A 23,630-nucleotide genomic window follows, 5' to 3' on the forward strand; every position below is an offset into this window, starting at 1 on the left:
GGCGTCGCTCCGTGAGGAGCGACGCCTTTTTGTTTATCGGTCAGCTAGCGTTACAGCACGTAGCGCGACAGATCTTCGTCTTGCGCGACCTCGTTCAACGCGCGATCGACATACGCCGCGTCGATCTGCACGCTCTTGCCGGCATGATTGCCCGCCGAGAACGACACTTCTTCGAGCAGCTTTTCGATCACCGTATAGAGACGGCGTGCGCCGATGTTTTCCGTCTTCTCATTCACCGAGAACGCGATTTCTGCGAGACGGCGGATGCCGTCGTCGGCGAATTCGAGGTGCACGTCTTCCGTTTCGAGCAGCGCCTGATATTGCTTGACGAGGCTCGCGTCGGTGGCGACGAGAATCGATTCGAAATCCTTCACCGACAGCGAATCCAGTTCGACGCGAATCGGGAAACGGCCTTGCAGTTCGGGAATCAGGTCGCTCGGCTTCGCGAGATGGAACGCGCCGCTTGCGATGAACAGGATGTGATCGGTCTTCACCATCCCGTATTTCGTGTTGATGGTCGTGCCTTCGACGAGCGGCAGCAGATCGCGCTGCACGCCCTGACGCGAGACTTCGCCGCCGCCTGCTTCGCTGCGCGACGCGATCTTGTCGATTTCATCGAGGAACACGATGCCGTTCTGCTCGACGTTCTGCACGGCCTTCGTCTTGACCTCTTCGTCGTTGAGCATCTTCGCGGCTTCTTCGTCGGTGAGCAGCTTCAGCGCTTCTTTCACCTTCATCTTGCGGCGCGTCTTCTTGCCGCCGCCGAGATTCGCGAACATCGAACGGATCTGCTCGGTCATGTCTTCCATGCCCGGCGGGCCCATGATGTCCATCGTGGGCTGCGTCATTTCGATGTCGAGTTCGATCTCCTTGTCGTCGAGCGCGCCTTCGCGCAGGCGCTTGCGGAAGGTCTGACGCGTCGTCGAGTTCGAATCGTCTGTGCTCGACTCGTTGCCCGAACCGAAGCCGACCGTGGTGCGCGCACCCGGCAGCAGGATTTCGAGGATACGGTCTTCGGCGAGATCTTCCGCCTTGGTGCGGACCTTGCGCATTTCCGTTTCGCGCGTCTGCTTGACCGAGATTTCGATCAGATCGCGCACGATGCTGTCGACGTCGCGGCCCACATAGCCGACTTCCGTGAACTTGGTCGCTTCGATCTTGATGAACGGCGCGTCGGCGAGCTTCGCGAGACGCCGCGCGATTTCCGTCTTGCCGACGCCCGTCGGCCCGATCATCAGAATGTTCTTCGGCGTGATTTCCTGACGCAGCGGCTCGGCGACCTGCTGACGGCGCCAGCGGTTGCGCAGCGCGACGGCAACGGCCTTCTTCGCGCGATTCTGGCCGATGATGTGCTTGTCGAGTTCCGAGACGATCTCGGCGGGAGTCATGGTGCTCATCGTGTGTCCTTACTCGATCGTCTCGATGACGCGGTTGTGGTTCGTGTAGATACACATGTCGCCGGCAATCTCCAGCGACTTTTCGACGATGTCGCGCGGCGAAAGATCCGTGTTGTCGGCGAGCGCCTTGGCGGCAGCCTGCGCGTAAGCGCCGCCCGAGCCGATCGCGCAGATCCCGCCTTCGGGATCGAGCACGTCGCCGTTGCCGGTGATGACGAGGGTCGTGGTGGCGTCAGCCGTGATCAGCATCGCTTCGAGACGGCGCAGCATGCGGTCGGTGCGCCAGTCTTTGGCGAGTTCGACGGCGGCGCGCGTGAGATTGCCCTGGTGCTTTTCCAGCTTGGCTTCGAAGCGGTCGAGCAGCGAGAACGCGTCGGCCGTGCCGCCGGCGAAGCCGACCAGCACCTTGCCGTTATAGATGCGCCGAACCTTCTTCGCACCGCCCTTCATGACGATATTGCCCAGCGTGACCTGGCCGTCGCCGCCGAGCGCGACCTTGTCGCCGCGGCGCACGGAGACGATCGTCGTGCCGTGAAATTGCTCCATTTGCGTTCCTTTTAAAGCTGGCGAGTACGCGGAGGCGCGTTGCGCCACCACGGAATCCGGGTGCGGACGGCGCGCGATGCTGGGCCGCGCGCGCGTGCAACGCATGTCGGAGTTATTTTAGGGCGGGCGCCGCCATATCAAGAGCCGAAGTCATATCGGCGCGAGAAAAGGCGGGGACGGCGGGATCTGCGGCGCGGAAGGCGGATGGGGAGGTAAAACGTTCTGGCGTTTCGGCGACGTGCGTTTTATGTAATCCGCATTTACCGATTACCGCGTGCAGCCCGGCAATTGGGCCCATCAAAGCGGTGGATAAAACGAAGCTCAAAAGAAAAAAGAGGCGCACGATCCCGTGCGCCTCTGACGAAGCGTGTCTGGGGCGCGGACCCCGATTACCGCGCCGCCGGTCGATCAGTCGCCGAACAGCTTCTGGCGCAGTTCGCGGCGTTCCTGTGCTTCGAGCGACAGGGTCGCGGTCGGGCGCGCGAGCAGACGGGGAATGCCGATCGGCTCGCCCGTTTCCTCGCACCAGCCGTAGTCGCCCGATTCGATCCGTGCGATCGACTGCTGCACCTTCTTCAGCAGCTTGCGTTCGCGGTCGCGCGTGCGCAGTTCCAGCGCATGCTCTTCCTCGATCGTCGCGCGGTCGGCCGGGTCCGGCACGATCACGGTTTCGCGGAGGTTCTCGGTCGTCTGGCCGGCATTGCGGAGGATGTCCGCCTGCAGCTGCTCGAGCCGGTTCTTGAAGAAAGCGAGCTGATCCTCATTCATGTAATCCTTGTCGCTCATCTTCAGGATTTCGGCTTCGGTCAAGAGTCGTTTCGTCGTCATCTGGCTTGCTTCTTCAATGTGAGGCAAATCATTGCCCGCACTTTCGTGTTGCCCGCAAAGGCGCCTCGATGACGCTCAAATGAGCGCCGGCGAACACGGACGGTGGGCTGTCGTGACGCCGAAGCGCCGATGCGGGGCCGAACTCCTCTGGAAACCGATTCTTCCAATGCTCCTGAGGCAATGCTTCCCGGCAGCGCGTTATGAGCCGGCGTGCGGCCGGCCGGCATATCGGCGATATCCCCGGATTAGATTTTCCGGCGCCATTTTCGGCCCGGCACGGCTGCGACGCGATTACGCGTTTTACACCGGGCAAATCGTTATCATTCTCCAGTGGGGCCGTATTGTAACTGAATCACAATACGAAACCGCAAGCAGGGGAAATCCCTGCCGCAAACTCCACTTATCGTGAAAATATAACGCGCTGTTCACTAAAAAGCGATGGTCGTACACGTATTCTCGCAACAGGGTTTTCACGTGCTTTGACCGCAGGCGGGCTTTTAAATTGCCGCGCCCGTGCTTTCGAGGTCTTTTTTGCTTTTGGAACCCGAGAATGCGGCGACAGGCGGAGCGCCGAAGCGCCCGCCCGCCACGCATCGCAATGCGGGATCAGAGTAAGAACGAATCAGACGAGGCAGGCTTCAAGACCGTCGGTGATCAGGTCTTGCGGCAGTTCGATGCCGATGAACACCATCTTGTTGGTCTTCTTCTCGATGGGCTGCCATTTGGCGGCGAGATCGCTGCCCATCATCTGATGCACGCCCTGGAAGACGACCTTGCGATCGACGCCCTTCATATACAGCACACCCTTATAGCGAAGCAGGCGTTCGCCATAAATCTGCAGAATGCCGCCGAGGAAGTCTTCGAGCTTGTTCGGATCAAACGGCCGGTCGCTGCGGAAAACGAACGACTTGATCTTGTCGTCATGATGCGCGTGATGGTGATGATGATGGCCGTGATCGTGACCTTCGTGATCGCACTTGCCATGATCGTGATCGCAGTTCGCGTGGTCATGATCGTGGTCGTGGTCATGATGCGCGTGATCGTGGTCGTCTTCGGCGAGGAAGTCCGGGTCGATTTCCAGCTTCGAGTTCAGGTTGAAGCCGCGCAGATCGAAGATTTCCTTGATGTCCGCTTCACCGAAGTTCACGACGCGAATCTGCGCCTTCGGGTTCATGTGCAGCAGACGGTGGCGCAGGTCGCCGATCACCTTCTCATCGACGAGATCCGACTTCGTGATGAACAGGCGGTCCGCGAAACCGACCTGACGCTGCACGACTTCGTGCTCGTCGAGTTGCGCATTCGCGTGCTTTGCGTCGACCAGCGTGATGATCGCGTCGAGCAGGAATTCGTCGGCGATCTGGTTATCCATGAAGAACGTCTGCGCGACGGGGCCGGGGTTCGCGAGGCCCGTGGTTTCGATCACGACGCGGTCGAAATCGAGCTTGCCTTCCTGCTTCTGCGCAGCGAGATCGCCGAGCACGCGCGCAAGGTCGCCGCGGATCGTGCAGCAGATACAGCCGTTGCTCATCTGGATGATCTGCTCGCCGGTGTCCTGCACGAGGATGTCGTTGTCGATGTTTTCTTCGCCGAACTCGTTTTCGATCACGGCGATCTTCATGCCGTGCTTCTCGTTCAGGATGCGCTTGAGCAGCGTGGTTTTGCCGCTGCCGAGAAAGCCGGTCAGGATAGTGACGGGAATCATGTTGTTCGCCATGTGGAGTCGCCTTGTGTTCGTCAATCTGGGGTGCGAACCGCGCTCTATGCGCGTGGCCCGGACCGCATGAATTCAGCAGAATATTGAAGCATATCCGCCCGCGCGCTGCTGCCGGACGGCGAATGCCCCGTCGTTGCCTGTGGAAATAACGCCTTAACTATGGGCGATCAGGCGATTTGCAACAATAGGCCTTTCAGATATTCGCCTTCGGGGAACGCCGTCAGCAACGGATGATCGACCCCCGCGCCCAGCCGCTTGAGAATGCGCGTATCGACGCGCGCGTCCGCAGCCGCGCCGGCGACGATCTTCTGGAACAGTTCAGCATCGATCGCGCCCGAGCACGAGTACGTGAACAGCAGGCCGCCCGGCCGCAGCAGCTTCAGGCCAGTGAGATTGATGTCCTTGTAAGCGCGCGCCGCGCGGTCCACGGTTTCACGCGACGGCGCGAACTTGGGCGGATCGAGCACGATCAGGTCGAAACGCTCGCCGTCGTCGTACAGGCGGCGCAGCGTCTTGAACGCGTCGGCGTCGAGCCACGTGGCGCGTTCGGGGTCGAAGCCGTTGGCCGTGACGTTCTGCTGCGCCAATGCCAGCGCATCGCCGGAAGAATCGATCGACACCACGCGCTTTGCGCCGCCCTTGAGCGCCGCGAGCGAGAAGCCGCCCGTGTAGCAGAAGCAGTTCAGCACGTCGCGGTCTTTCGACAGTTCCTGCACCAGCGCGCGGTTGTCGCGCTGATCGACGTAGAAGCCGGTTTTGTGGCCGTTGCGCACGTCGACGTGATAGCGCACGCCGTTTTCGCTCGCGATCAGCGTTTCGGATGGGGCGTCGCCGGCGAGTACGCCGACAGTCTGTTCGAGCCCTTCCTTTTCGCGGATCGACACGTCCGAGCGCTCGTAGACGTTCGGACAACCTGTCGCGCCGATCAGCGCCTGCACGATCGCTTCCTTCCACGCTTCGACGCCCGCCGCCATGAACTGGCAGACGATCTGCCCGCGCTTCGTTTCGTCATCCTGGATGTAGTAATCGACGATCAGTCCCGGCAGGCCGTCCGCCTCGCCGAAGATCAGCCGCGTGGCGCCCGTGTTGTGCACCATCGCCTGACGATGCGTGAGCGCGCGCTGCACGCGGCGCTTGAAGAACGCGTGATCGACGGGTTCGCTCTCGTCGAAGCTCCAGACGCGCGCGCGGATCTGCGAATGCGGGCTGTACGCGGCGCGCGCCAGAAAGCGGCCGTCGTGCGCGCGCACCAGCACAGTCGCGCCGGCGGCGGGCTTGCCGTCGACGCGGTCGATCGCGTTCGCGTAGACCCACGGATGGCGGCGCAGCAGCGATTTCTCTTTCGACGGTTTGAGCGTAACGGTATTCATGACTTCGTGAGGATTTCAGCAGAACAATATGCCGCGCGAAGCGGCAAGCCGGATATGACTGACGGCCGAAGCCGTGTCAGTCGCGTTTTTTTGCGCGCGGGTGCGCCTGATCGTAGATGCGCGCGAGATGCTGGAAGTCGAGGCCGGTATAGACCTGAGTCGCGGCAATACTCGCGTGGCCGAGCAGTTCCTGCACGGCACGCAGATCGCCGCTCGACTGCAGCACGTGCGTGGCGAACGAGTGGCGCAGCACGTGCGGATGCACGTTGGCGGGAATGCCCGCCGTCAGCGCCGCGCGCTTGACGCGCTCGCGCACCACGTTCGGCGACATCCGGTTGCCGCGCGCCGACAGAAACAGCGGATGCGGATCCTGCTTCAGCAGCTCGCCGCGCACGGCAAGCCACGCGCGCAGCGCTTCGAGCGCCTTGCTGCCGACGGGCACCATGCGCCGGCGGCTGCCTTTACCGAGCACTTCGACCTCGGCTTCGTCGAGCTTCAGCCAGCCGGTCGAGCGATAGCCGTCGACATCGGCATAGCGCACGTCGAGACCAACCAGTTCCGACAGACGCAGTCCCGAGGAGTAAAACAGTTCGAGCATCGCGTGATCGCGCAAGCCTTCGGCCGTGGCTTGCGCGGGCGATTCCATCAGCCGGTGCGCGTCGTCGACGGAGAGGGCTTTCGGCAGTGTCTTTGCGCGTTTGGGCGCGCGCACGGTCGCGACGGGATTCGCGGGCAGTTCGATACGCCCGGCAAGCCAGCGATAAAACGCGCGCCACGCCGACAACCGGTGCCCGATCGACCGTGCCGACAATCCGCCCGCATGCGCGCGTGCAACGGCGCCGCGGATATCGGTGGCGGTGAGGCTTTCGAGCGGCCGTCCGTTGGCGAGCGTTTTCAGCTCACCGAGCTCGTGCGTGTAAGCGCGCAAGGTATGCGCCGACAACCGCCGCTCGTGCTCGAGGCTCGAGAGATAGGTGGCGATCGGGTCGGCGGATGTCACGTGACGGACGCTTAGCGCGGCAGCAGGCGGCTCAGCGCGGCGCTTGCGAGCGCGCCGATCTGCGTCAAGAAATCGGTGGCCATGCCGTCGTGGAAGCGGCGCGCATCGGGCGAGCCCATTACCAGCAAGCCAAACGCGGATGCATCGTTCGATGCTTCGGGATCGCGCAGCGCGATCAGCGCGATCGATTCGGTGCCGCCCGCGGTGACGCCGTCGCCCGAGGGCATCGCGTCGCCGGCCACCGCCGAAACGGCGGGCGTGAGCCACTGCGCCGCCTCGAAGCCCGTGTTCGCGCCGCAGTACGGCGTAGCAAGGCTGTTCGCGAAGATGCGCACTTCCTCGCCGACGTGGCGCGTGAAGTCCGCTTGCGAATACGGCTCGGACACCTCCCACACGCGCAGCGCCGCTTGCGGCACATCGAACACGTCGCGCAGGCCCGACGAGATCGTGCGCGGCAGCGCGCCTGGATCGCGCTCGGCCATCACGCGCGTGGTCCAGCGGCCGAATTTCGACGCGATGCTGTCGTTCTCGTGGCCGTAGCGCAGCAGTTCGGCGAGACGCCGCTCGAGATGCTTGTTCTTCTCGCGCAACATGTCCATCTGACGTTCCTGCAGCGACACGGCGGCCTTGCCGTGCGGATTCGCGAGCCGCACGGACGCGAGCAACTCCGCGTGCTCGGCGAAGAATTCAGGGTTGGCTAGCAGGTAGTCGGCGACTTCGCGTTCGTTCATGGTTTCAGCTTAATGGTTGCGCGCTTCGTTGCTGTCTTGCTGCCGCGCCGCGTGGTCCAGCCTCCGCGCGGCGGTCATGTCATTCAGTCGGCGAGTTCGATTTCGCCTTCGAACACCGTGGCGGCCGGACCGGCCATCATCAGCGGCGAGTCGGCGTTGCCGTCCCATGTGATGGTCAGTGCGCCGCCGTGAGTGTGCACCTTGACGGGCGCGTCCAGCAGGCCGCGGCGAATGCCCGCCGCGACGGCCGCGCAGGCGCCCGTGCCGCAGGCGAGCGTTTCGCCCGCGCCGCGTTCGTAGACGCGCAGCCTGATCTCGTTACGGCTGACGATCTGCATGAAACCCGCGTTCACCCGCTGCGGAAAACGCGCGTGGTTCTCGATCACCGGACCGTCGACGAGCACCGGGAACGACTCGACGTCGTCCACCAGCTGCACCGCGTGCGGATTGCCCATCGAAACGACCGACACCCAGCGCGTCGCGCCGTTGACGTCGAGCGGATAGGTCAGATCATTGCCTTCGCGGCGCGCGTCGAGTCCACTGGCGTCGAACGGCACCTGCGCCGGCTCGAATACGGGCGCGCCCATATCGACTACGACTTCGCCGTTCGCCTGCATGGTCAGCGTGATCACGCCTTTCTGGACCTGCACGCGTACGCTTTCCTTGTCGGTCAGATGTGTGTCGCGCACGAACTTGACGAAGCAGCGCGCGCCGTTGCCGCAGTGCTCGACCTCGCCGCCGTCGCAGTTGAAGATGCGGTATCTGAAATCGACACCCTCGACGGTCGGTTTCTCGACCACCAGCAACTGGTCCGCGCCCACGCCGAAATGGCGGTTCGCGAGCGCGCGCACCTGCGCTTCCGTCAGGTTGAGCGGTTGCGTGTAGCCGTCGAGCACGACAAAGTCGTTGCCCGCGCCGTGCATCTTGGTGAATTTCAGTTTCATGCCGCTATTGTAAGTGACTGGCCGTCTGTCTCGCCCACTGTCCGAACGGCCTGGTCAGTAAAAGCTCGGATCGCCTGGCGGACGGGTCTTGAAGCGCTTGTGCACCCAGTAATACTGCTCGGGAATGCGCGGAATCTGCTCTTCGAGAAACTCGTTCATGCGGCGCGCGTCGGCGTCGTCGTCGCCCGTCGGGTAGTTGTCCCACGGCTTGAAGACCTTCAGCCGATAACCCTTGTAGTTCGGCAGCACCTCGCCGATGAACGGCACGACCTGCGCGTGCCCCACTTTTGCGAGACGTCCGACGGCCGTCAGCGTGCAGGTCGGCACGCCGAAGAAGGGTACGAAGGTCGAATTGCGCATGCCGTAGTCCATGTCGGCGCCGAGCATCACCGGCTTGCGGTCGCGCAGCCAGCGCAGCACGATACGCGCGCTGTCCGCGCGGCTCGCCATTTCGGCGTCGAAACGGCCGCGCTGCGCCTTGGCGACGGCTTCGAGCTGCTCATTCGACATCGGCTGATAGAGCGAGCCGCACGGGCGCTTCAGCGAATAGTTGAGAAAGATCGAACCGGCTTCAATCCCGACGAAGTGAAAACCCAGAAACAGCGTGGGCGGAAGGTTGGGATCGGTGAGATCGATTTCGCTGTCGAGTTCGATCAGCTTTTCGAGCTTTCTGGCCGAGCCGAACCACTGCACGCTGCGCTCGAGATAGCTGCGGATCGCGTGCCGGAAGTGCTTCTGCGCGACTTCCTCGCGACGCTCGTCGCTCCATTCGGGGAAGCACAGCTTCAGGTTGATGTGAACGATACGGCGGCGGCGGCTCGGGATCTGATAGAGCAGCCAGCCGAGGCCGTCACCCAGCCGCGCGACGAAACCATACGGCAGCAACGCGAACAGCTTGAGCAGGCCGATGGCGAAGTTGACGCCCAGTCGACTCAGCATGCGCAGGCCCCGATGTGTGCGCGAAACCACGCAGGGTAAAGAAAAACCGTGAAAGGGACGATATACCTCACGCGCAGGCACTCTGTGACAAATGAAAGAAGTCGCTATAATAAGGGCTTCGCCGAGTTAACTGACAACTTGCGGGGCGAAGCCGACGGACGTTCATCTTTCAGATAGACGGCTGACGGTAAGGAAATCCGCTAAAGCGTCGCCGCTTCAGGCTCGAAGCAGGCTACGTGAAACTCAACCGTAACCAACAAAAGGAGCCTGTAACGTGGCTAACGACTACCTCTTCACCTCTGAATCCGTCTCCGAAGGCCATCCGGACAAGGTCGCCGACCAGATCTCGGACGCGATCCTCGACGCAATCTTCAAGCAGGACAAATACTCGCGCGTTGCGGCTGAAACGCTGTGCAACACGGGTCTCGTCGTGCTGGCAGGTGAAATCACCACGACGGCGAACGTCGACTACATCCAGGTTGCGCGCGACACCATCAAGCGCATCGGCTACGACAACACCGACTACGGCATCGACTATCGCGGCTGCGCGGTGCTCGTCGCGTACGACAAGCAATCGCCGGACATCGCACAAGGCGTCGACCGCGCGCACGACAACAACCTCGACCAGGGCGCAGGCGACCAGGGTCTGATGTTCGGCTACGCATGCGACGAAACGCCCGAACTGATGCCGCTGCCGATCCACCTGTCGCACCGCCTCGTCGAGCGTCAGGCAAACCTGCGCCGTGATGGCCGTCTGCCCTGGCTGCGTCCGGACGCGAAGTCGCAGGTCACGATCCGTTACGTCGACGGCAAGCCGCACTCCATCGACACGATCGTGCTGTCCACCCAGCACGCTCCGGAAATCGAACTGGCGCAACTGCGCGAAGCCGTGATCGAAGAGATCATCAAGCCGACGCTGCCGGCTGATCTGATCAAGGGTGACATCAAGTTCCTCGTGAACCCGACCGGCCGGTTCGTGATCGGCGGCCCGCAAGGCGATTGCGGTCTGACGGGCCGCAAGATCATCGTCGATACGTACGGCGGCGCAGCTCCGCACGGCGGCGGCGCGTTCTCGGGCAAGGATCCGTCGAAGGTCGACCGTTCGGCTGCTTACGCTGGCCGCTATGTCGCGAAGAACATCGTGGCTGCTGGCCTCGCGTCGCGCGCGCTGATCCAGGTGTCGTACGCAATCGGTGTTGCGCAGCCGACGTCGGTGATGGTCAACACGTTCGGCACGGGCCGCGTGTCGGATGCAACCATCACGCGTCTGGTTCAGGAACACTTCGACCTGCGTCCGAAGGGTATCGTCCAGATGCTCGACCTGCTGCGCCCGATCTACGAAAAGACGGCTGCTTACGGTCACTTCGGCCGCGAAGAGCCGGAATTCACGTGGGAAGCGACCGACAAGGCGCTCGCGCTGGCAGAAGCAGCCGGCACGGAGCCGGTTGCTGCGCTGGCCTGAGTGAAGCTTTGAGCACGCTGCGCGGCCAATGGTCGCGCGGTTGTTGTCAGGCTGTTAGAAGGCAGGAAGCGAAAACGCCCTGCATGCGTCATCAAACGCATGCAGGGCGTTTTGTTTTGTACGTGCGAGCGGGTCACACGCGCCAACGGCAGGCGCTAACGACGATCTTGCAGACGTTCAGTGCGCAAACGCGAACCAGCCTTCGCTCGTCGTCGACAGACGGCGTGGACGGCGGCTCGATGCATGCGGCACGCTCGCGGGCTTCGCGGCGCGCGGCGACGCGCCGAGCATGCGCACGGGCGCCGGGCTGCGCAGCAGCGAGCGCAGCGATAGCTGCCGCGACGCGCCTTGTGCGCGCAGTGCGCTGAAGAAGGTGCGGAACCAGAAGCGCACGCTATCGACGGGCTTCGCGTCGCGCAGTTGTTCGGCGAGTGCGCGCGTACGCGCGGAATGGTGACGCAGGGCACGCACCACATGGCGGCGTGCGGGACGCGCGGCGTTGAACGCGCGGGTGAGTCGGGTGCTCAATGGGCTGTGCATGGTAGTAGAGATCAGGCAGCGTGACGCGCGACGAAGGGTGCCGTAAAAACAGCATCATCCATGCCAACGGGTGGAACGCAAAGGCCTGAGGAAAGGCGGAACGAACCGGCAGCGGCTGCGGATGGCCGTGCCGATGGCGGGATAGCGTGTGTTGCAATCGACATGGACGACAGGCTACACGTGATTCGTGACCATCGAAAGTCCGGATGGATCAGGGTTTTTACGAGGACGAAGCCCGCACGATCGCGCCCTTTGCGCTCGATCAACGTGCACGGCTGCCCATCTGGCGTGCAGATCCGCTCGTGCGCGTTGCACGTCGAACGGGCGTGAAAGATGCCTCCTCTGGCGAGCCGAAAGATGAGACTCGCGACGGCACGATCGTGCCCGTTTTACAATGGGAAGCAGTTGTCGAACGAACGCTAGCGGAACGGAACGTCCATGTCAGTCCACTCGAAGAAAGAGCAGATCCAGGTGCTGCGGGATCAGGGTTATGTCATCGTGCCGGGCCTCATCACGCCCGAGCGTTGCGCGGAGATGAAACAGATCGCGCGCCAGCAGTTGCAGGAAGCGGCCGAGCCGATCGAATTCGAAGCGGACCTGCGCTATCCGGGCGCGCCGGAATCGAAGCACGCGCCGGGCGGTCATACGGTGCGTCGGCTGCTGGACGCGTACGCGCGCCATCCGCGCTTTGCGCAATGGGCGACGGCGCCGGAAATTCGCGGCTGGATGGAACTGTATTTCGGCGAAGAGCCGCGCCTGTCGCGCGCGCATCACAACTGCATGATGACCAAGCATCCCGCGTACGGCAGCCTGACGGGCTGGCATCGCGATGTGCGCTACTGGTCGTTCGAACGGGACGATCTGGTGTCGGTGTGGCTCGCGCTCGGCGATGAAACCGTCGACAACGGCGCGCTCTGGTTCGTGCCCGGCTCGCACTCGGCGGCGTTCACGTCGGAGCGTTTCGATGAAGCGAAGTTTTTCCGCTCCGATCTGCCCGAGAACGACGCGCTGATCCGGCAAGCGGTATCGCCCGCGCTGAAGGCGGGCGACGTGGTTTTCTTCCACTGCAACACGCTGCATTCGGCGGGCAAGAATCTGTCCGATCAGGTGAAGTTCTCGCTCGTCTACACCTATCACGGCGCCAGCAACGTGCCGCTGCCGGGGTCGCGCTCCGCGTCCAGGCCCGAAGTCGCGTTCTGAGCTGTTGCCGGCTCAGCGTTTCGACAAAACGAGCCCGGTCAATCCGGCGAGCGTCGCGACGATGCCGCCGGCGATCAGGAAAATCGTCTTGTTGGTGGGCGCGCCCGTGAATACGCGCGACACGTCGTTGCTGAACGAATGAAACGACTGGCCGCCGAAGTACAGCAGCACGACGCCGCCGACGATCAATGCGAGCGAGATCGCTTTGGTCATGAACACTCCTCATCACTGGATTACGGTGGCCGAAAGTCTAGGTGATGGGCGGCGCCGAGTCCACGTCTGCGTCCCGCAATGTGGGCGTATGCAGCCCGCGCGCCGATTGGCTAACATACCGTGTTGGATCGCTGTATGATCGCGCTCCGACGTGATACCGGTATCAGATCGTGACGATCCCGGCGCGTCATTCAGGGCGGCGCAAAAGAACAAAGCTTCATCAATCACAACAAACACGCTTACTCCACGCGATGCGCTCGCTGCATCGCAGACTCCACTCCAGTTCTCGAGGACTCCAGCAATGGCTTACGAAGCAGCTTCAGCACGCTATTCGGACATGCAGTACCGCGTTTGTGGCAAGTCGGGTCTCAAACTGCCGGCGTTGTCGCTCGGCCTGTGGCACAACTTCGGCGACACCACGCCGATCTCGACGCAGCGTGACATTCTGCGCACGTCGTTCGATCTTGGCATCACGCACTTCGACCTCGCGAACAACTACGGGCCGCCGTACGGCAGCGCGGAAACCAACTTTGGCCGCATCTTCAAGGATGATTTCAAGCCGTATCGCGACGAGCTGCTGATTTCGTCGAAGGCTGGCTGGGATATGTGGCCGGGTCCGTACGGCCAGGGTGGCGGCTCGCGCAAGTACATCCTCGCGAGTCTGGATCAGAGCCTGCAGCGCATGGGGCTCGATTACGTCGACATCTTCTATTCGCATCGCTTCGATGTCGACACGCCGCTCGAAGAGACGGCGGGGGCGCTCGCGAGCGCTGTGCAGCAGGGCAAGGCGTTGTATATCGGCATTTCGTCGTATTCCGCGCAGAAGACGCGCGAGATGGCGAAGCTGCTTGCTGAATACAAGGTGCCCTTGTTGATCCATCAGCCGGCGTACAACATGCTGAACCGCTGGATTGAGGAGGAATTGCTTGGCGCGCTGGAAGAAACCGGTTCGGGCGCGATTGCGTTTACGCCTTTGGCGCAGGGTCTGTTGACGGGTAAGTATCTGAATGGTGTGCCGCAGGATGCTCGCGTGAATAAGGCTGGCGGCGGCTCGTTGAAGCAGGAGCATCTGAGCGAGCAGAACATCGAGCGCGTGCGCAAGCTCAATGACATCGCGCAGCGACGCGGGCAGAGTCTTGCGCAGATGGCGCTGGCCTGGACGCTGCGCGATTCGCGTGTGACGTCGGCGTTGATCGGCGCTAGCAAGGCTGATCAGGTTCGGGAGAATGTCGCAGCGCTGAAGAATCTGTCGTTCACGGCGGAGGAACTGGCGGAGATCGATCGGTATGCCACTGAGGGTAGTGTGAATCTTTGGGAGAAGCCTTCGACGGATCAGCATATCTGAAGGGTTGAGCAGGGGGCTCAGGGTTTGGGGGCGGTGTTTCTGCGTTTTGGGTTGTCTTGCGACGCTGGTTTGGTTTTTCTGGGCTTTTCGCTGGCATCCGCGTTTCGTCTTGCCTGGTTCAGGCGTTGCCCCTGTGCGGGGCGGCACTTACTTTCTTTGCCGCCGCAAAGAAAGTAAGCAAAGAAAGCGGGCTAACACCGCCCGTTCTTGACCTCCGCCTGAGGGCCCCCAGCGGGTCCTCTCCTTCACACGGCAACTTCGCAGTCCCCGCCCGTTGCCGGCGCCCTTAACGCGCGCCTCACCCACTTCAAACACCCGAAACGCAGCCAGCGGCAGCGAATGGTTAATGCCGCCCAGGCAGCAAACTGTGTGTCGGTCGTAGGGCTGCACGCGTCAGCGCTCCTACGACACCGATCCCGCTTTTCTGTCCGGAGTGAAGCGCATAAGCCGCAAAAGCCTACACACAGTTTGCCGCTTTGGAACGCGAGCGATTTGATCGCGCATGTGGCGACGCGGGCGTGTGAAGCGGGTGAGGCGCTCAATAAGAGCGTTGGCAGCGGGCATCGAGAAGAGCGATGCCGCGAACAGGACGGGGCCGTTGGGGGCCCGTGGGCAGGAAGAAGAGTTGGCGGTGTTCAGCGGCTTTCTTTTGCCTACTTTTCTTTGCCGCGGCAAAGAAAAGTAGGTGCCGCCCCGCACAGGGGCGACGCGTGAAGCACGAAGGCAAATCGCGGATGCCAGCGCAAAGCCCGAAAGCGTGAAGTCACATCGCAGACGCCAGCGCAAAGCAAAAAAAACGAAAAACCAAAACCTACACCAACGCAGGCAACCCCTCCACCAACGCGACCGCAAACACAACTCCTAGCAGCGCCCCTAACACGCGCAACGTGTTATGCCTGAATTCAGTCTTACAGGGCAGCGCCCCAAGAAACAGCGCTCCCGCCAACGCCATCGGAATGACGAGAATGAAATCACCGATCGTGAAGTAGTGCATGCCTGTCTCCTTTATGTACTCGTGGACGCGACTGCATGCGGCGCGCCTGATACCAGTATAGGAGACGCTATCGATACTTTTCGTGGGCTACAGCGCACGCGCGCTTCTGTCCCTCATCGCGCAGAGCAAGGCAGGACAAGGCTTTGCGCGCCGCGCACGACGACGAGCTAGATTCGGCGCTACGCCAACGCGCGCTTACATCGACCTTTCCGAATATGCGTTCTGTCGGTCGAACCATCGGCGCGTGCCGCATTCATTCCAGGGATAACGCGTAACCTCTACGCCGCAGCAACCCGCTCGCGAGCGCACAGCCGCGCCGACGCAAGTATGCCGATCAGCAGCAATCCACCGACGAGCGCCGCGACACCCGTCCACGAATACGCCGCCCACACCCGCCCGCCATACGAGCCGACGATGCTCGAGCCAAGGTAATACGCGAGCAGATACAGCGCGGCCGCCTGGCCTTTCGCTTCCTTCGCCATACGACCGACCCAGCCGCTCGCAACCGCGTGCCCGGCGAAAAAGCCAAACGTCACGCATGCGATGCCGCACGCGATCAGCGCAAGCGACTGCGTCGTCGTCAACAGCAAGCCGCACAGCATGATGACGATGCTGCCGATCAGCACGCGCCCGCGCCCAAACGTGTCAGCCATGCGCCCCGACCACGGCGACGCGACCACGCCCGTCAGATATACGACGAAAATCCCGCCGATCGCCGTCTGGCTCAACCCGAACGGCGGCGCGAGCAGCCGGTAGCCGATGTAGTTGTACAGCGTAACGAAGCTGCCCATCAGCACGAAACCCATCAGGAACAGCAGCGGCAGGCCGGGCCTTCGCAGATGCTTCAGCAACGCAGAACGGTGATGCGAGAAACCCAACCCGCGGCGCGGCACGAAGTGACGCGAAGGCGGCAGCAGCGAGCGGAATGCGAGCATCGACAGAATGCCGAGCACGCCGATCGTGCCGATCGCCACACGCCAGGAAAACAGGTCCGCAACCACGCCCGTGATTACGCGTCCCGCCATACCGCCGATCGCCGTGCCGCCCACGTAAAGGCCCATCGCGAGGCCGAGGCCGTCGGGATGCACTTCCTCGGCGAGATACGCCATCGCGACGGCGGGCACGCCACCGAGCGCCAATCCTTCGAGCGCGCGCAGCAACAGCAGCGCGTGCCATTGCGGCGTGAACGCGACCGCGAGCGTCAAGAGCGACGAAGCAGTCAGCGACGCCGTCATCAACCGATGCCGGCTCCACGCTTCCGACACGAAGCCCGCGATGAACACGGCGAGCGCGAGCGCTGCCGTCGTCAGCGAGAGCGACAGGCTGCTTTGCGCGGGGCTGACGTCGAACGAAGCGGAGAACGCAGGCAATAGCGGCTGCACGCAGTAGAGCAGCGAGAAGGTCGCGTAGCCCGCAAACAGCAGCGCGAGACTCGCGCGCCAGTAAGCACGCGTGCCCCGCTCGAGATACGGCGGGACGGAAGGTGAGGAAGAAGAGGATCCAGCAAAAGAAGAATCAGCGGGCCGACTCGGGTCCGACGATGCGGTCACAACAAAACTCCCGGAAACGATGACAGAGGTGATGACAGAAGCAAGCAGCGCGCGGTATAGGCGCGCGAAGGGTCAACGATACGCCGATTGCGCGTACCACGTCGTCGAATCCGGCAGCTAGCGACGCGCCAACGCGCGTTAGCCGCGCGAAGCGCCGGGCGCGCTCGCGGGCTGAACGGCTTCGTCGGGATGCGTGAGCTGTTCGTCGGTCGGCAATGACGTGGTGTCCCAGCCGCCGCCGAGCGCCTTGACCAGCGCGACGCTCGCGGCCATCCGGCGGCGCGCGATCGACACGGCTTCGCGCTCGTTGGTGAGCGCCGTCGTCTGCGCGACGACGACGTCCAGATACGTGATCGCGCCGTTCTTGTAGCGGTTCGACACGATAGCGAGCGAACGCTGCGCAGCCGACACCGCGTCGTCCTGCGCCTGCGCTTCCTGTTCGAGCACGCGCAACGCGGCGATGTTGTCTTCCACCTGGCCGAACGCCGTCAGCACCGTCTGCCGATACTGCGCGACGCCTTCGTCGTAGTTCGCCTGCGCTTCGGCCTTTTGCGCGGCGCGCCCGCCGAAGTCGAGCAGCGTGCCCGCGATCGACGGTCCCAGCGACCAGAATCGCGCGGGCGCGAGCAGCCAGTCGCTGAAGTTGGTGGCTTCCAGCCCGCCCGTCGCCGAGAGGATCAGATTCGGAAAATACGCGGCCGTCGCGACGCCGATCTGCGCGTTCAGATTGACCACATGCCGCTCGGCGGACGCGATGTCCGGCCGCCGTTCGAGCAAGCTCGACGGCACGCCCACGGGCGCGATCACCGGCACGGCGACGAGCGGCGCGACGGGCAGCGAGAACGTCGACGGCGTCTGGCCGATCAGGATCGCGATCGCGTGCTCGAGCTGTGCGCGCTGCACGCCGAGATCGATCGATTGCGCCTGCGTCGTGCGCAATTGCGTTTGCGCCTGGGCAACGTCGGCATCGGTGGCAATGCCGCCCTTGTAGCGGTTCTGCGTGAGTTCGACGGCTTCCTTGTAGGCGGTGATCGTGTCGTTGAGCAGTTGCTGCTCGCGATCGATACCGCGCAGTTCGAAATAGTCCGTCGCGAGTTCGGCCTGCATCGACAGCAATGCGCTTTGCGCATCGGCGGCGCTTGCCTGTGCGTTCGCACGCGCGCCTTCTACGCTGCGCGACACGCGACCCCACAGGTCAGGTTCCCACGTCGCGTCGGCGCCGACGATCCAGTCATCGAGCGTCTTGCCCGCCGTCGACTTGAACTTCACGTTTTCCGACGAGCGAGCGCGCGAGTAGCCGCCGTTCGCCGTGACCACCGGGAAAAACTGCGAGCGGAACTGCGCGACCTGCGAGCGCGCCGCGCGAAAGCGCGCCTGCGCCGCCGCCACGTTCTGGTTCGCGCTGGCAACCTGCTGTTCGAGCGCGTTCAGCGCGGGGTCGTTGTAGACCTCCCACCAGGCGCTGCGGATGTGCGCGTCGGCGGGTTCGGCTGTTTTCCAGCCGCTGCCATCGAGTTCCTTGTAGGTCGCAGCCGTCACCGCGTCGGGCCGCTTGTAGTCGGGACCGACGGTGCACGCAGCGAGCACGCTCGCGCCCGCAAGCGCGAGAACAATCGAACGAAAACGCGTGCGTTGCGTGTTCACTCTGGTGCCTTTGCCGTCTGTTCGCCTTGCGGCGCAGCCGCGCTGGTCGCACCCGACGCACCCGCAGCCTTGCCCGCCTTCGGATGCACGATGCGCACCGCCGCGCCATCGACGATCGAATCCTGCGGATTCAGTATTACCTGCTCGTCGCCCGTCAGACCGGAAGCGATGGCAACGCGCGTGCCGTAATCGGTGCCGAGCGCGACCTTGACGAGCTTCACGCGCTGCTGCGCGTCGACGGTGGCGACCTTCACGCCATCGGGACGGAACAGGAACGCGTTGCCGGGCAGCGTGAACGGCGCCGCGACCTGCGACTTCAACGCGAAATGCACCTGCGCATACGCGCCCGGCAGCAGATCGCCATTGCGATTGTCGACATCTACTTCGACGAGCATGGTGCGCTGCTGCGGATCGACGGCACCCGACGTGCGCGCGACCGTGCCCGGATAGTGCTTCGCCGGCGATTCGGTCAGCGTCAGAAACGCCGTCTGCTGCGCCTTCACTTCCTGCGCGTAAGCCTGCGGCACGTTCACGTACACACGCAACCGGTCGGCCTGCGCGACATGGAACAGTTCCTTCGCGGGACCGCCCGAACTGCCCGCGTCGATCAGCGCGCCGACATCGACATTGCGCGCGGTCACGATGCCGTCGAACGGTGCGTAGACCTTCTGGAACGACTGCATCTTTTCGAGTCGCGCGACGTTGAAGCGCGCGGCGTCGAGCGTGCCTTTCTTTGCGAGCATGTCGCCGACCTTTTCGTCGGTTTCCTGCTTCGACACCGAATTGCTGCGAAGCATTTCCGACCAGCGGTCGGCGGTGCTTTTCGCAAGCGTGTAGTTCGCCTGCGCGTTGTCGAGATCCGCGCGCGCGGCCTTCAGCTGATCGTCGACTTCGGGCGTATCGATTTCGGCGAGCAGTTGCCCCGCCTTCACGTGCGCGCCGATATCCGCGTACCACTTCTTCACGTAGCCGTTGGTGCGCGAGTAGATCGGCGTATCGAGAAACGCCTGCACGTTGCCGGGCAGCACGAGATCGAGCGTTGCGGTGGATTTCTGCGGCTTGACGACTTCGACCGCGAGTTGCGCGGCATGCTCGGCTTCGCGTTCCAGCGCGGCGTGCGCGTCGTGACGCGACCAGATGCCCTGCGCGGCGAGCGCGAGCACGACGACCGCCGCGGCGACCACGATCCAGCGCGAACGTTTCGATGAGCTGCGCGGGCCTTCCCCGTGCGGCGCGGACTCATCAGGACGGTTGCCTTCCATCTGCACTCCAGAGACTGTGCTTGCGCATCGTTGTTATGAATGTCGGCCGCATCAATGCGGTTTGTGGACGACATGCGCGGCGGCGCGTGCACGCCGCTCCGACAGCCGTCGATAGATCATCGAAAACACCACGGGCACGAACACCAGCGTCGCAATCGTGCCGACCGTCAGACCGCCGATCACCGCGCGCCCGAGTGGCGCATTCTGCTCGCCGCCTTCGCCGAGGCCAATCGCCATCGGCACCATGCCGATCACCATCGCGAGCGCCGTCATCAGCACGGGACGAAAGCGCGTGAAGCCCGCTTCGATTGCCGCGCGCGTCGCGTCTCCATGTTCGAGCAACTGCTCGCGCGCAAAGCTGACCACCAGAATCGAGTTCGCCGTCGCGATACCGATACACATGATGGCACCCGTCAGCGCCGGAATCGACAGCGTGGTGTGCGTGAGGAACAGCATCCACACGATGCCCGCCAGCGCGCCGGGCAGCGCCGTGATGATGATGAACGGATCGAGCCACGACTGGAAGTTCACGACGATCAGCAGATAAACCAGCACGATCGCAAAGACGAGGCCCGCGAACAGGCCGGAGAACGAATCGTTCATCGTCTGCACCTGGCCGCGCAGTTCGATCGACGAGCCCTTCGGCAATTGCGCTTTGGTATCCGCGATGATCTTCTGGATGTCGTCGGAGACGGCGCCGAGATCGCGGCCGTCTGCGGTGCCGTAGATATCGATCGTGGTTTGCGCGTTGTAGTGCGTGAGCACGGCGTTGCCCGCTTCGCGCCGCATCGTGGAGAGCGCGCCGAGAATGTTCGTGTGGCCGTTCGCGTTCAGCGGAATGTTCGCGAGCGATTGCAACGAATCGATCGTGTATTGCGGCGCTTCCGTGATCACGTTGTAACTGACGCCGTTGCGCGGGTTCAGCCAGAACGTCGGCGTCGTCTGCTGGCTGCCGGAGAGCGTGATCAGCAGATTGCTCGCGACGTCGCGCTGCGTGAAGCCCGCCTGCTGCGCGCGCGTGCGGTCGACGTCGACGAAGATGCGCGGCAAATCAGACGGTTGCTGGATGCGGGCGTCGGCGAAACCGGGAATCGCGCGCAGCTTGTCGAGCAGCATCGCGGCAAATGCGCGATTGCCCTGCACGTCGCGCCCGACGATCTGCACGTCGATCGGCGACGGCATGCCGAAATTCAGCGTCTGACTGACGATATCCGCGGGCAGGAAAGCGAACTGTACGCCGGGGAATTCGTCGGTGAGCGTGCGGCGCAGCTTGCGCACGTATTCTTCCGTCGGCCGATGATCCGGGTTCAGGCTGATCAGGATATCGGCGTCCGACGTGCCGATGGTGCCCGTCGCGCTATACGACAGGTTGATGCCCGACACCGGCAAGCCGATGTTGTCGATGATCGAATGCAGTTCGTCGCGCGGAATCAGTTCGCGGATGCGCGCATCGACGCGATCGGTGACGACGGCGGTTTCCTCGACGCGCATGCCCGTTTTCGCGCGCAGATGCAGCGCGATCGTGCCGGCATCGACGGAAGGGAAGAAGTCGCGGCCGAGGAACGGCATCAGCAGCAGCGACAGCAGGCAGCACACGAGAAAGCCCGTGACGAACATGCCTGGCCGCGCGACACGCGCCACCAGAAACGCGTGATAGCGCCCGCGCACGTTCTCGAAGCCTCGCTCGAACGCGAGGTGCATCCGCATGAACGGATTGCGCGTCGGTTCGGCGTGATGTTGGTCGGCAGCGCGGTGATGATGGCGCAGCAGATACTTCGCGAGCGTCGGCACCAGCGTCCGCGAGAAGAAGTACGACGCCAGCATCGCGAACACGACGGCTTCGGCAAGCGGGATGAACAGATAGTGCGCGACGCCCGTGAGCAGGAACATCGGCACGAAGACGATGCAGATCGACAGCGTCGACACCAGCGTTGGAATCGCGATCTGATGCGCGCCGTCCAGAATGGCCTGTTCGAGATTCTTGCCCTGCTCTAACTGATGACTGATGTTTTCGATTGCGACGGTCGCGTCGTCGACGAGAATACCGACGGCTAGCGCCAGCCCGCCTAGCGTCATGATGTTGATCGTTTCGCCGAGCGCGGACAGCGCGATGATCGACGTGATCATCGACAGCGGAATCGACACGGCGATGATCAGCGTCGCGCGCCAGTTGCCGAGGAACAGCAGAATCATCAGGCCTGTCAGGCACGCGGCAATCAGCGCCTCGCGCAGCACACCTTGCACGGAAGCACGCACGAACAGCGACTGGTCCGCGACAGGATCGATGTTTAGCGACTCCGGCACCAGATTGCGCAGCGTCGGCATCATCGTCTTGATGCGATCGACGATTTCGAGCGTCGACGTGTTGCCGCTTTTGTTGATGGTCAGGAGCGACGCGCGCTGGCCGTCCACGCGCACGATGTTGGTCTGCGGCTGAAAACCGTCGCGTACATGCGCGACGTCGCGAATATAGATCGTGCCGTTCGGTCCCGATTTGATGGGGATATTGTTCAGGCCTGCGAGCGAATCGGGGCTCGCATTCATCTGCACCGAGTATTCCGTCGAGCCGATTTTCGCTGTGCCCGTTGGCACGATCAGGTTTTGCGCGGTGATCGAATTGACCACGTCCATCGGCGACAGATTGCGCTCCTGCAGCTTGCGCGAATCGATATCGACCATGATCTGCCGCTGCTTGCCGCCATACGGCAATGGCGCGGATGCGCCCGGCACGGTCGCGAGCTGCGTCTTCAGGAAGTTGTTACCGTAGTCGAACAGTTCCTGTTCCGTGAGCGAAGGCGACGACAGCGACAGCCGCAGGATAGGCACGGTCGATGCGTTGTAGCGCAAGATGTTCGGCGGCGTGATGCCAGGCGGCAGCGAGCGCAACTGCGTTTGCGACAATGCCGTGACTTGTGCGAGCGCTTCGTTGATGTTCGCGTGCGGCTGAAAGAAGATCTTGACGACGGCGATGCCGTTCAGCGAAGTCGATTCGACGTGCTCGATATCGTTCACCGCCACCGACAGCCCGCGCTCGTAGTTGAGCACGATGCGCTTTTCCATCTCGTCGGCGGGCAGGCCGTTGTACGTCCAGATCACCGACAGCACCGGAATGTCGATGTTCGGAAAGATATCCGTAGGCGTGCGCAGAATCGTCAGCGGACCGATGATCAGCAGCAGCAGCGCAAGTACGACAAACGTATAAGGGCGCCGCAGCGCGAGGCGAACGATCCACATGTGAACAGGGCGGTCCGGTGAGGGCGGAGGCGGCTGCTTCTGGCGGCAGCGATTGTGTGCGACGACGGCCCGGCCGGGCGGGCATGCGCGACAGGAATATAACGCGTATCGTAGCTTACATCGACATTTTTGAGACTAGCTCGCGGTCCGGTTTATGATGACCCTGTTACGGGCGGTTACAGTCAGGGTTTCGTAAGTCGAAATGACGGGGCGCACGCCTCACAGCGACTTACTTTTTACTTTGCCAAATAGCCCAAACGGGCAACAATGGGGCTCAAGGGGCTTCGCATCAGAGTGCCCGATGCGAGCCGACGTTGGCCCAAGGTTTGGATTCAGGTGCGCCCGCAACCAATTGTTCGTTGCGGCGTTTTTATCAGCACATTGACCGGCGCAGTCCCAAACAAGCCGGCAATTGGGAGAACGGGGAAACATCATGCAAGTCGGTTCTATTGTTCGATCCGTGCATATCGCCGTGCCACAAGGCGCACGCGGAATCGTGATGCGCATTCTCGGCGACATGGCGATGGTGGCGTGGTACGCCGGCGAGCCAGGAACATCGAAGATCCTGAACACGGAACCCTTTTTCCTCGAGGATCTGATCGACACGGGCGACTTCGTGCGTCCCGCTGGCGCGCAGGTCCATTGATCGCGGTTTTGTTCCGGCTGTTGTGAATGGCGCGATGCGCTGCCGCTGAACGCGCGGCACATCGCGGGTGA

Annotated in this window: 20 protein-coding genes; 4 read left to right on the top strand and 16 right to left on the bottom strand. The window is 62.9% G+C overall.

The annotated features are described in order from the left end of the window. Nucleotides 1-50 precede the first annotated feature (50 nt). From hslU to G3O01_RS03955, 9 genes are all read right to left on the bottom strand, one after another. The gene (hslU, locus tag G3O01_RS03915) at nt 51-1,397 is read right to left on the bottom strand and encodes an ATP-dependent protease ATPase subunit HslU (protein ID WP_205803215.1); all 1,347 of its coding nucleotides are present in this window, start codon (nt 1,395-1,397) and stop codon (nt 51-53) included. A gap of 9 nt (nt 1,398-1,406) precedes the next feature. Next, entirely contained in the window at nt 1,407-1,943 is a 537-nt protein-coding gene (hslV, locus tag G3O01_RS03920; protein ID WP_109479023.1) for an ATP-dependent protease subunit HslV, read from the bottom strand. A gap of 408 nt (nt 1,944-2,351) precedes the next feature. Then, nucleotides 2,352-2,771 (bottom strand): RNA polymerase-binding protein DksA, encoded by a 420-nt coding sequence (dksA, locus tag G3O01_RS03925; RefSeq protein WP_007582076.1) that lies wholly within the window; start codon nt 2,769-2,771, stop codon nt 2,352-2,354. A 622-nt stretch (nt 2,772-3,393) separates the two neighbouring features. Then, complete coding sequence (locus G3O01_RS03930; protein WP_205803691.1) at nt 3,394-4,473, bottom strand: GTP-binding protein; 1,080 nt, start codon at nt 4,471-4,473, stop codon at nt 3,394-3,396. A gap of 179 nt (nt 4,474-4,652) precedes the next feature. Beyond that, entirely contained in the window at nt 4,653-5,855 is a 1,203-nt protein-coding gene (locus G3O01_RS03935) for a class I SAM-dependent rRNA methyltransferase (RefSeq protein WP_205803216.1), read from the bottom strand. A gap of 76 nt (nt 5,856-5,931) precedes the next feature. After that, complete coding sequence (gene xerC / locus G3O01_RS03940) at nt 5,932-6,855, bottom strand: tyrosine recombinase XerC (RefSeq protein WP_205803217.1); 924 nt, start codon at nt 6,853-6,855, stop codon at nt 5,932-5,934. 11 nt (nt 6,856-6,866) lie between these two features. Continuing rightward, entirely contained in the window at nt 6,867-7,586 is a 720-nt protein-coding gene (locus G3O01_RS03945) for a DUF484 family protein (RefSeq protein WP_205803218.1), read from the bottom strand. 83 nt (nt 7,587-7,669) lie between these two features. Further along, entirely contained in the window at nt 7,670-8,530 is an 861-nt protein-coding gene (gene dapF / locus G3O01_RS03950; protein WP_205803219.1) for a diaminopimelate epimerase, read from the bottom strand. Nucleotides 8,531-8,584: 54 nt separating this feature from the next. After that, nucleotides 8,585-9,469, bottom strand: coding sequence for a lipid A biosynthesis lauroyl acyltransferase (locus tag G3O01_RS03955; protein ID WP_205803220.1), 885 nt, complete (start codon nt 9,467-9,469; stop codon nt 8,585-8,587). Between the two features lie 274 nt (nt 9,470-9,743). On the opposite strand from G3O01_RS03955, the gene metK reads away from it, so the two are divergent. Further along, nucleotides 9,744-10,931: a methionine adenosyltransferase gene (metK, locus tag G3O01_RS03960; protein ID WP_205803221.1), complete on the top strand. Its 1,188-nt coding sequence runs from the start codon at nt 9,744-9,746 to the stop codon at nt 10,929-10,931. 177 nt (nt 10,932-11,108) lie between these two features. Here metK and G3O01_RS03965 read toward each other — a convergent pair whose 3' ends face one another. Beyond that, the gene (locus tag G3O01_RS03965) at nt 11,109-11,471 is read right to left on the bottom strand and encodes a hypothetical protein (protein WP_205803222.1); all 363 of its coding nucleotides are present in this window, start codon (nt 11,469-11,471) and stop codon (nt 11,109-11,111) included. Nucleotides 11,472-11,909: 438 nt separating this feature from the next. Between G3O01_RS03965 and G3O01_RS03970 the strand changes: the two genes are divergently transcribed. Next, nucleotides 11,910-12,671 carry a phytanoyl-CoA dioxygenase family protein gene (locus tag G3O01_RS03970; RefSeq protein ID WP_205803223.1) on the top strand — a complete coding sequence of 254 codons (762 nt, stop codon included), beginning with the start codon at nt 11,910-11,912 and terminating at the stop codon, nt 12,669-12,671. A 12-nt stretch (nt 12,672-12,683) separates the two neighbouring features. On the opposite strand, the gene G3O01_RS03975 is transcribed toward G3O01_RS03970, so the two are convergent. Next, a complete protein-coding gene (locus tag G3O01_RS03975) occupies nt 12,684-12,884 on the bottom strand; it encodes a DUF3185 family protein (protein WP_205803224.1) in 201 nt (66 codons plus the stop codon). A 301-nt stretch (nt 12,885-13,185) separates the two neighbouring features. On the opposite strand from G3O01_RS03975, the gene mgrA reads away from it, so the two are divergent. Then, nucleotides 13,186-14,229, top strand: a complete 1,044-nt coding sequence (gene mgrA, locus G3O01_RS03980; RefSeq protein WP_205803225.1) for an L-glyceraldehyde 3-phosphate reductase — start codon at nt 13,186-13,188, stop codon at nt 14,227-14,229. Nucleotides 14,230-15,040: 811 nt separating this feature from the next. Here mgrA and G3O01_RS03985 read toward each other — a convergent pair. The 5 genes from G3O01_RS03985 to G3O01_RS04005 all read right to left on the bottom strand — a co-directional run bounded on the left by G3O01_RS03985 (nt 15,041) and on the right by G3O01_RS04005 (nt 22,913). Next, nucleotides 15,041-15,223: a hypothetical protein gene (locus G3O01_RS03985; protein WP_205803226.1), complete on the bottom strand. Its 183-nt coding sequence runs from the start codon at nt 15,221-15,223 to the stop codon at nt 15,041-15,043. 278 nt (nt 15,224-15,501) lie between these two features. Then, nucleotides 15,502-16,773 (bottom strand): MFS transporter, encoded by a 1,272-nt coding sequence (locus G3O01_RS03990; protein WP_205803227.1) that lies wholly within the window; start codon nt 16,771-16,773, stop codon nt 15,502-15,504. A gap of 138 nt (nt 16,774-16,911) precedes the next feature. Continuing rightward, nucleotides 16,912-18,417, bottom strand: coding sequence for an efflux transporter outer membrane subunit (locus tag G3O01_RS03995; RefSeq protein ID WP_205803228.1), 1,506 nt, complete (start codon nt 18,415-18,417; stop codon nt 16,912-16,914). Further along, nucleotides 18,414-19,679, bottom strand: a complete 1,266-nt coding sequence (locus G3O01_RS04000) for an efflux RND transporter periplasmic adaptor subunit (protein WP_205803229.1) — start codon at nt 19,677-19,679, stop codon at nt 18,414-18,416. Before G3O01_RS04000 ends, G3O01_RS03995 begins: the two co-directional genes overlap by 4 nt. Before the next feature lie 51 nt (nt 19,680-19,730). Next, nucleotides 19,731-22,913, bottom strand: coding sequence for an efflux RND transporter permease subunit (locus tag G3O01_RS04005; protein WP_205803230.1), 3,183 nt, complete (start codon nt 22,911-22,913; stop codon nt 19,731-19,733). Between the two features lie 433 nt (nt 22,914-23,346). Between G3O01_RS04005 and G3O01_RS04010 the strand changes: the two genes are divergently transcribed. Then, nucleotides 23,347-23,559 carry a hypothetical protein gene (locus G3O01_RS04010; protein WP_205803231.1) on the top strand — a complete coding sequence of 71 codons (213 nt, stop codon included), beginning with the start codon at nt 23,347-23,349 and terminating at the stop codon, nt 23,557-23,559. The last annotated feature ends 71 nt before the right edge of the window (nt 23,560-23,630 follow it).

Origin of the sequence: Burkholderia sp. Ac-20365 (assembly GCF_017104715.1) — a bacterium.
Classification (GTDB): domain Bacteria; phylum Pseudomonadota; class Gammaproteobacteria; order Burkholderiales; family Burkholderiaceae; genus Paraburkholderia.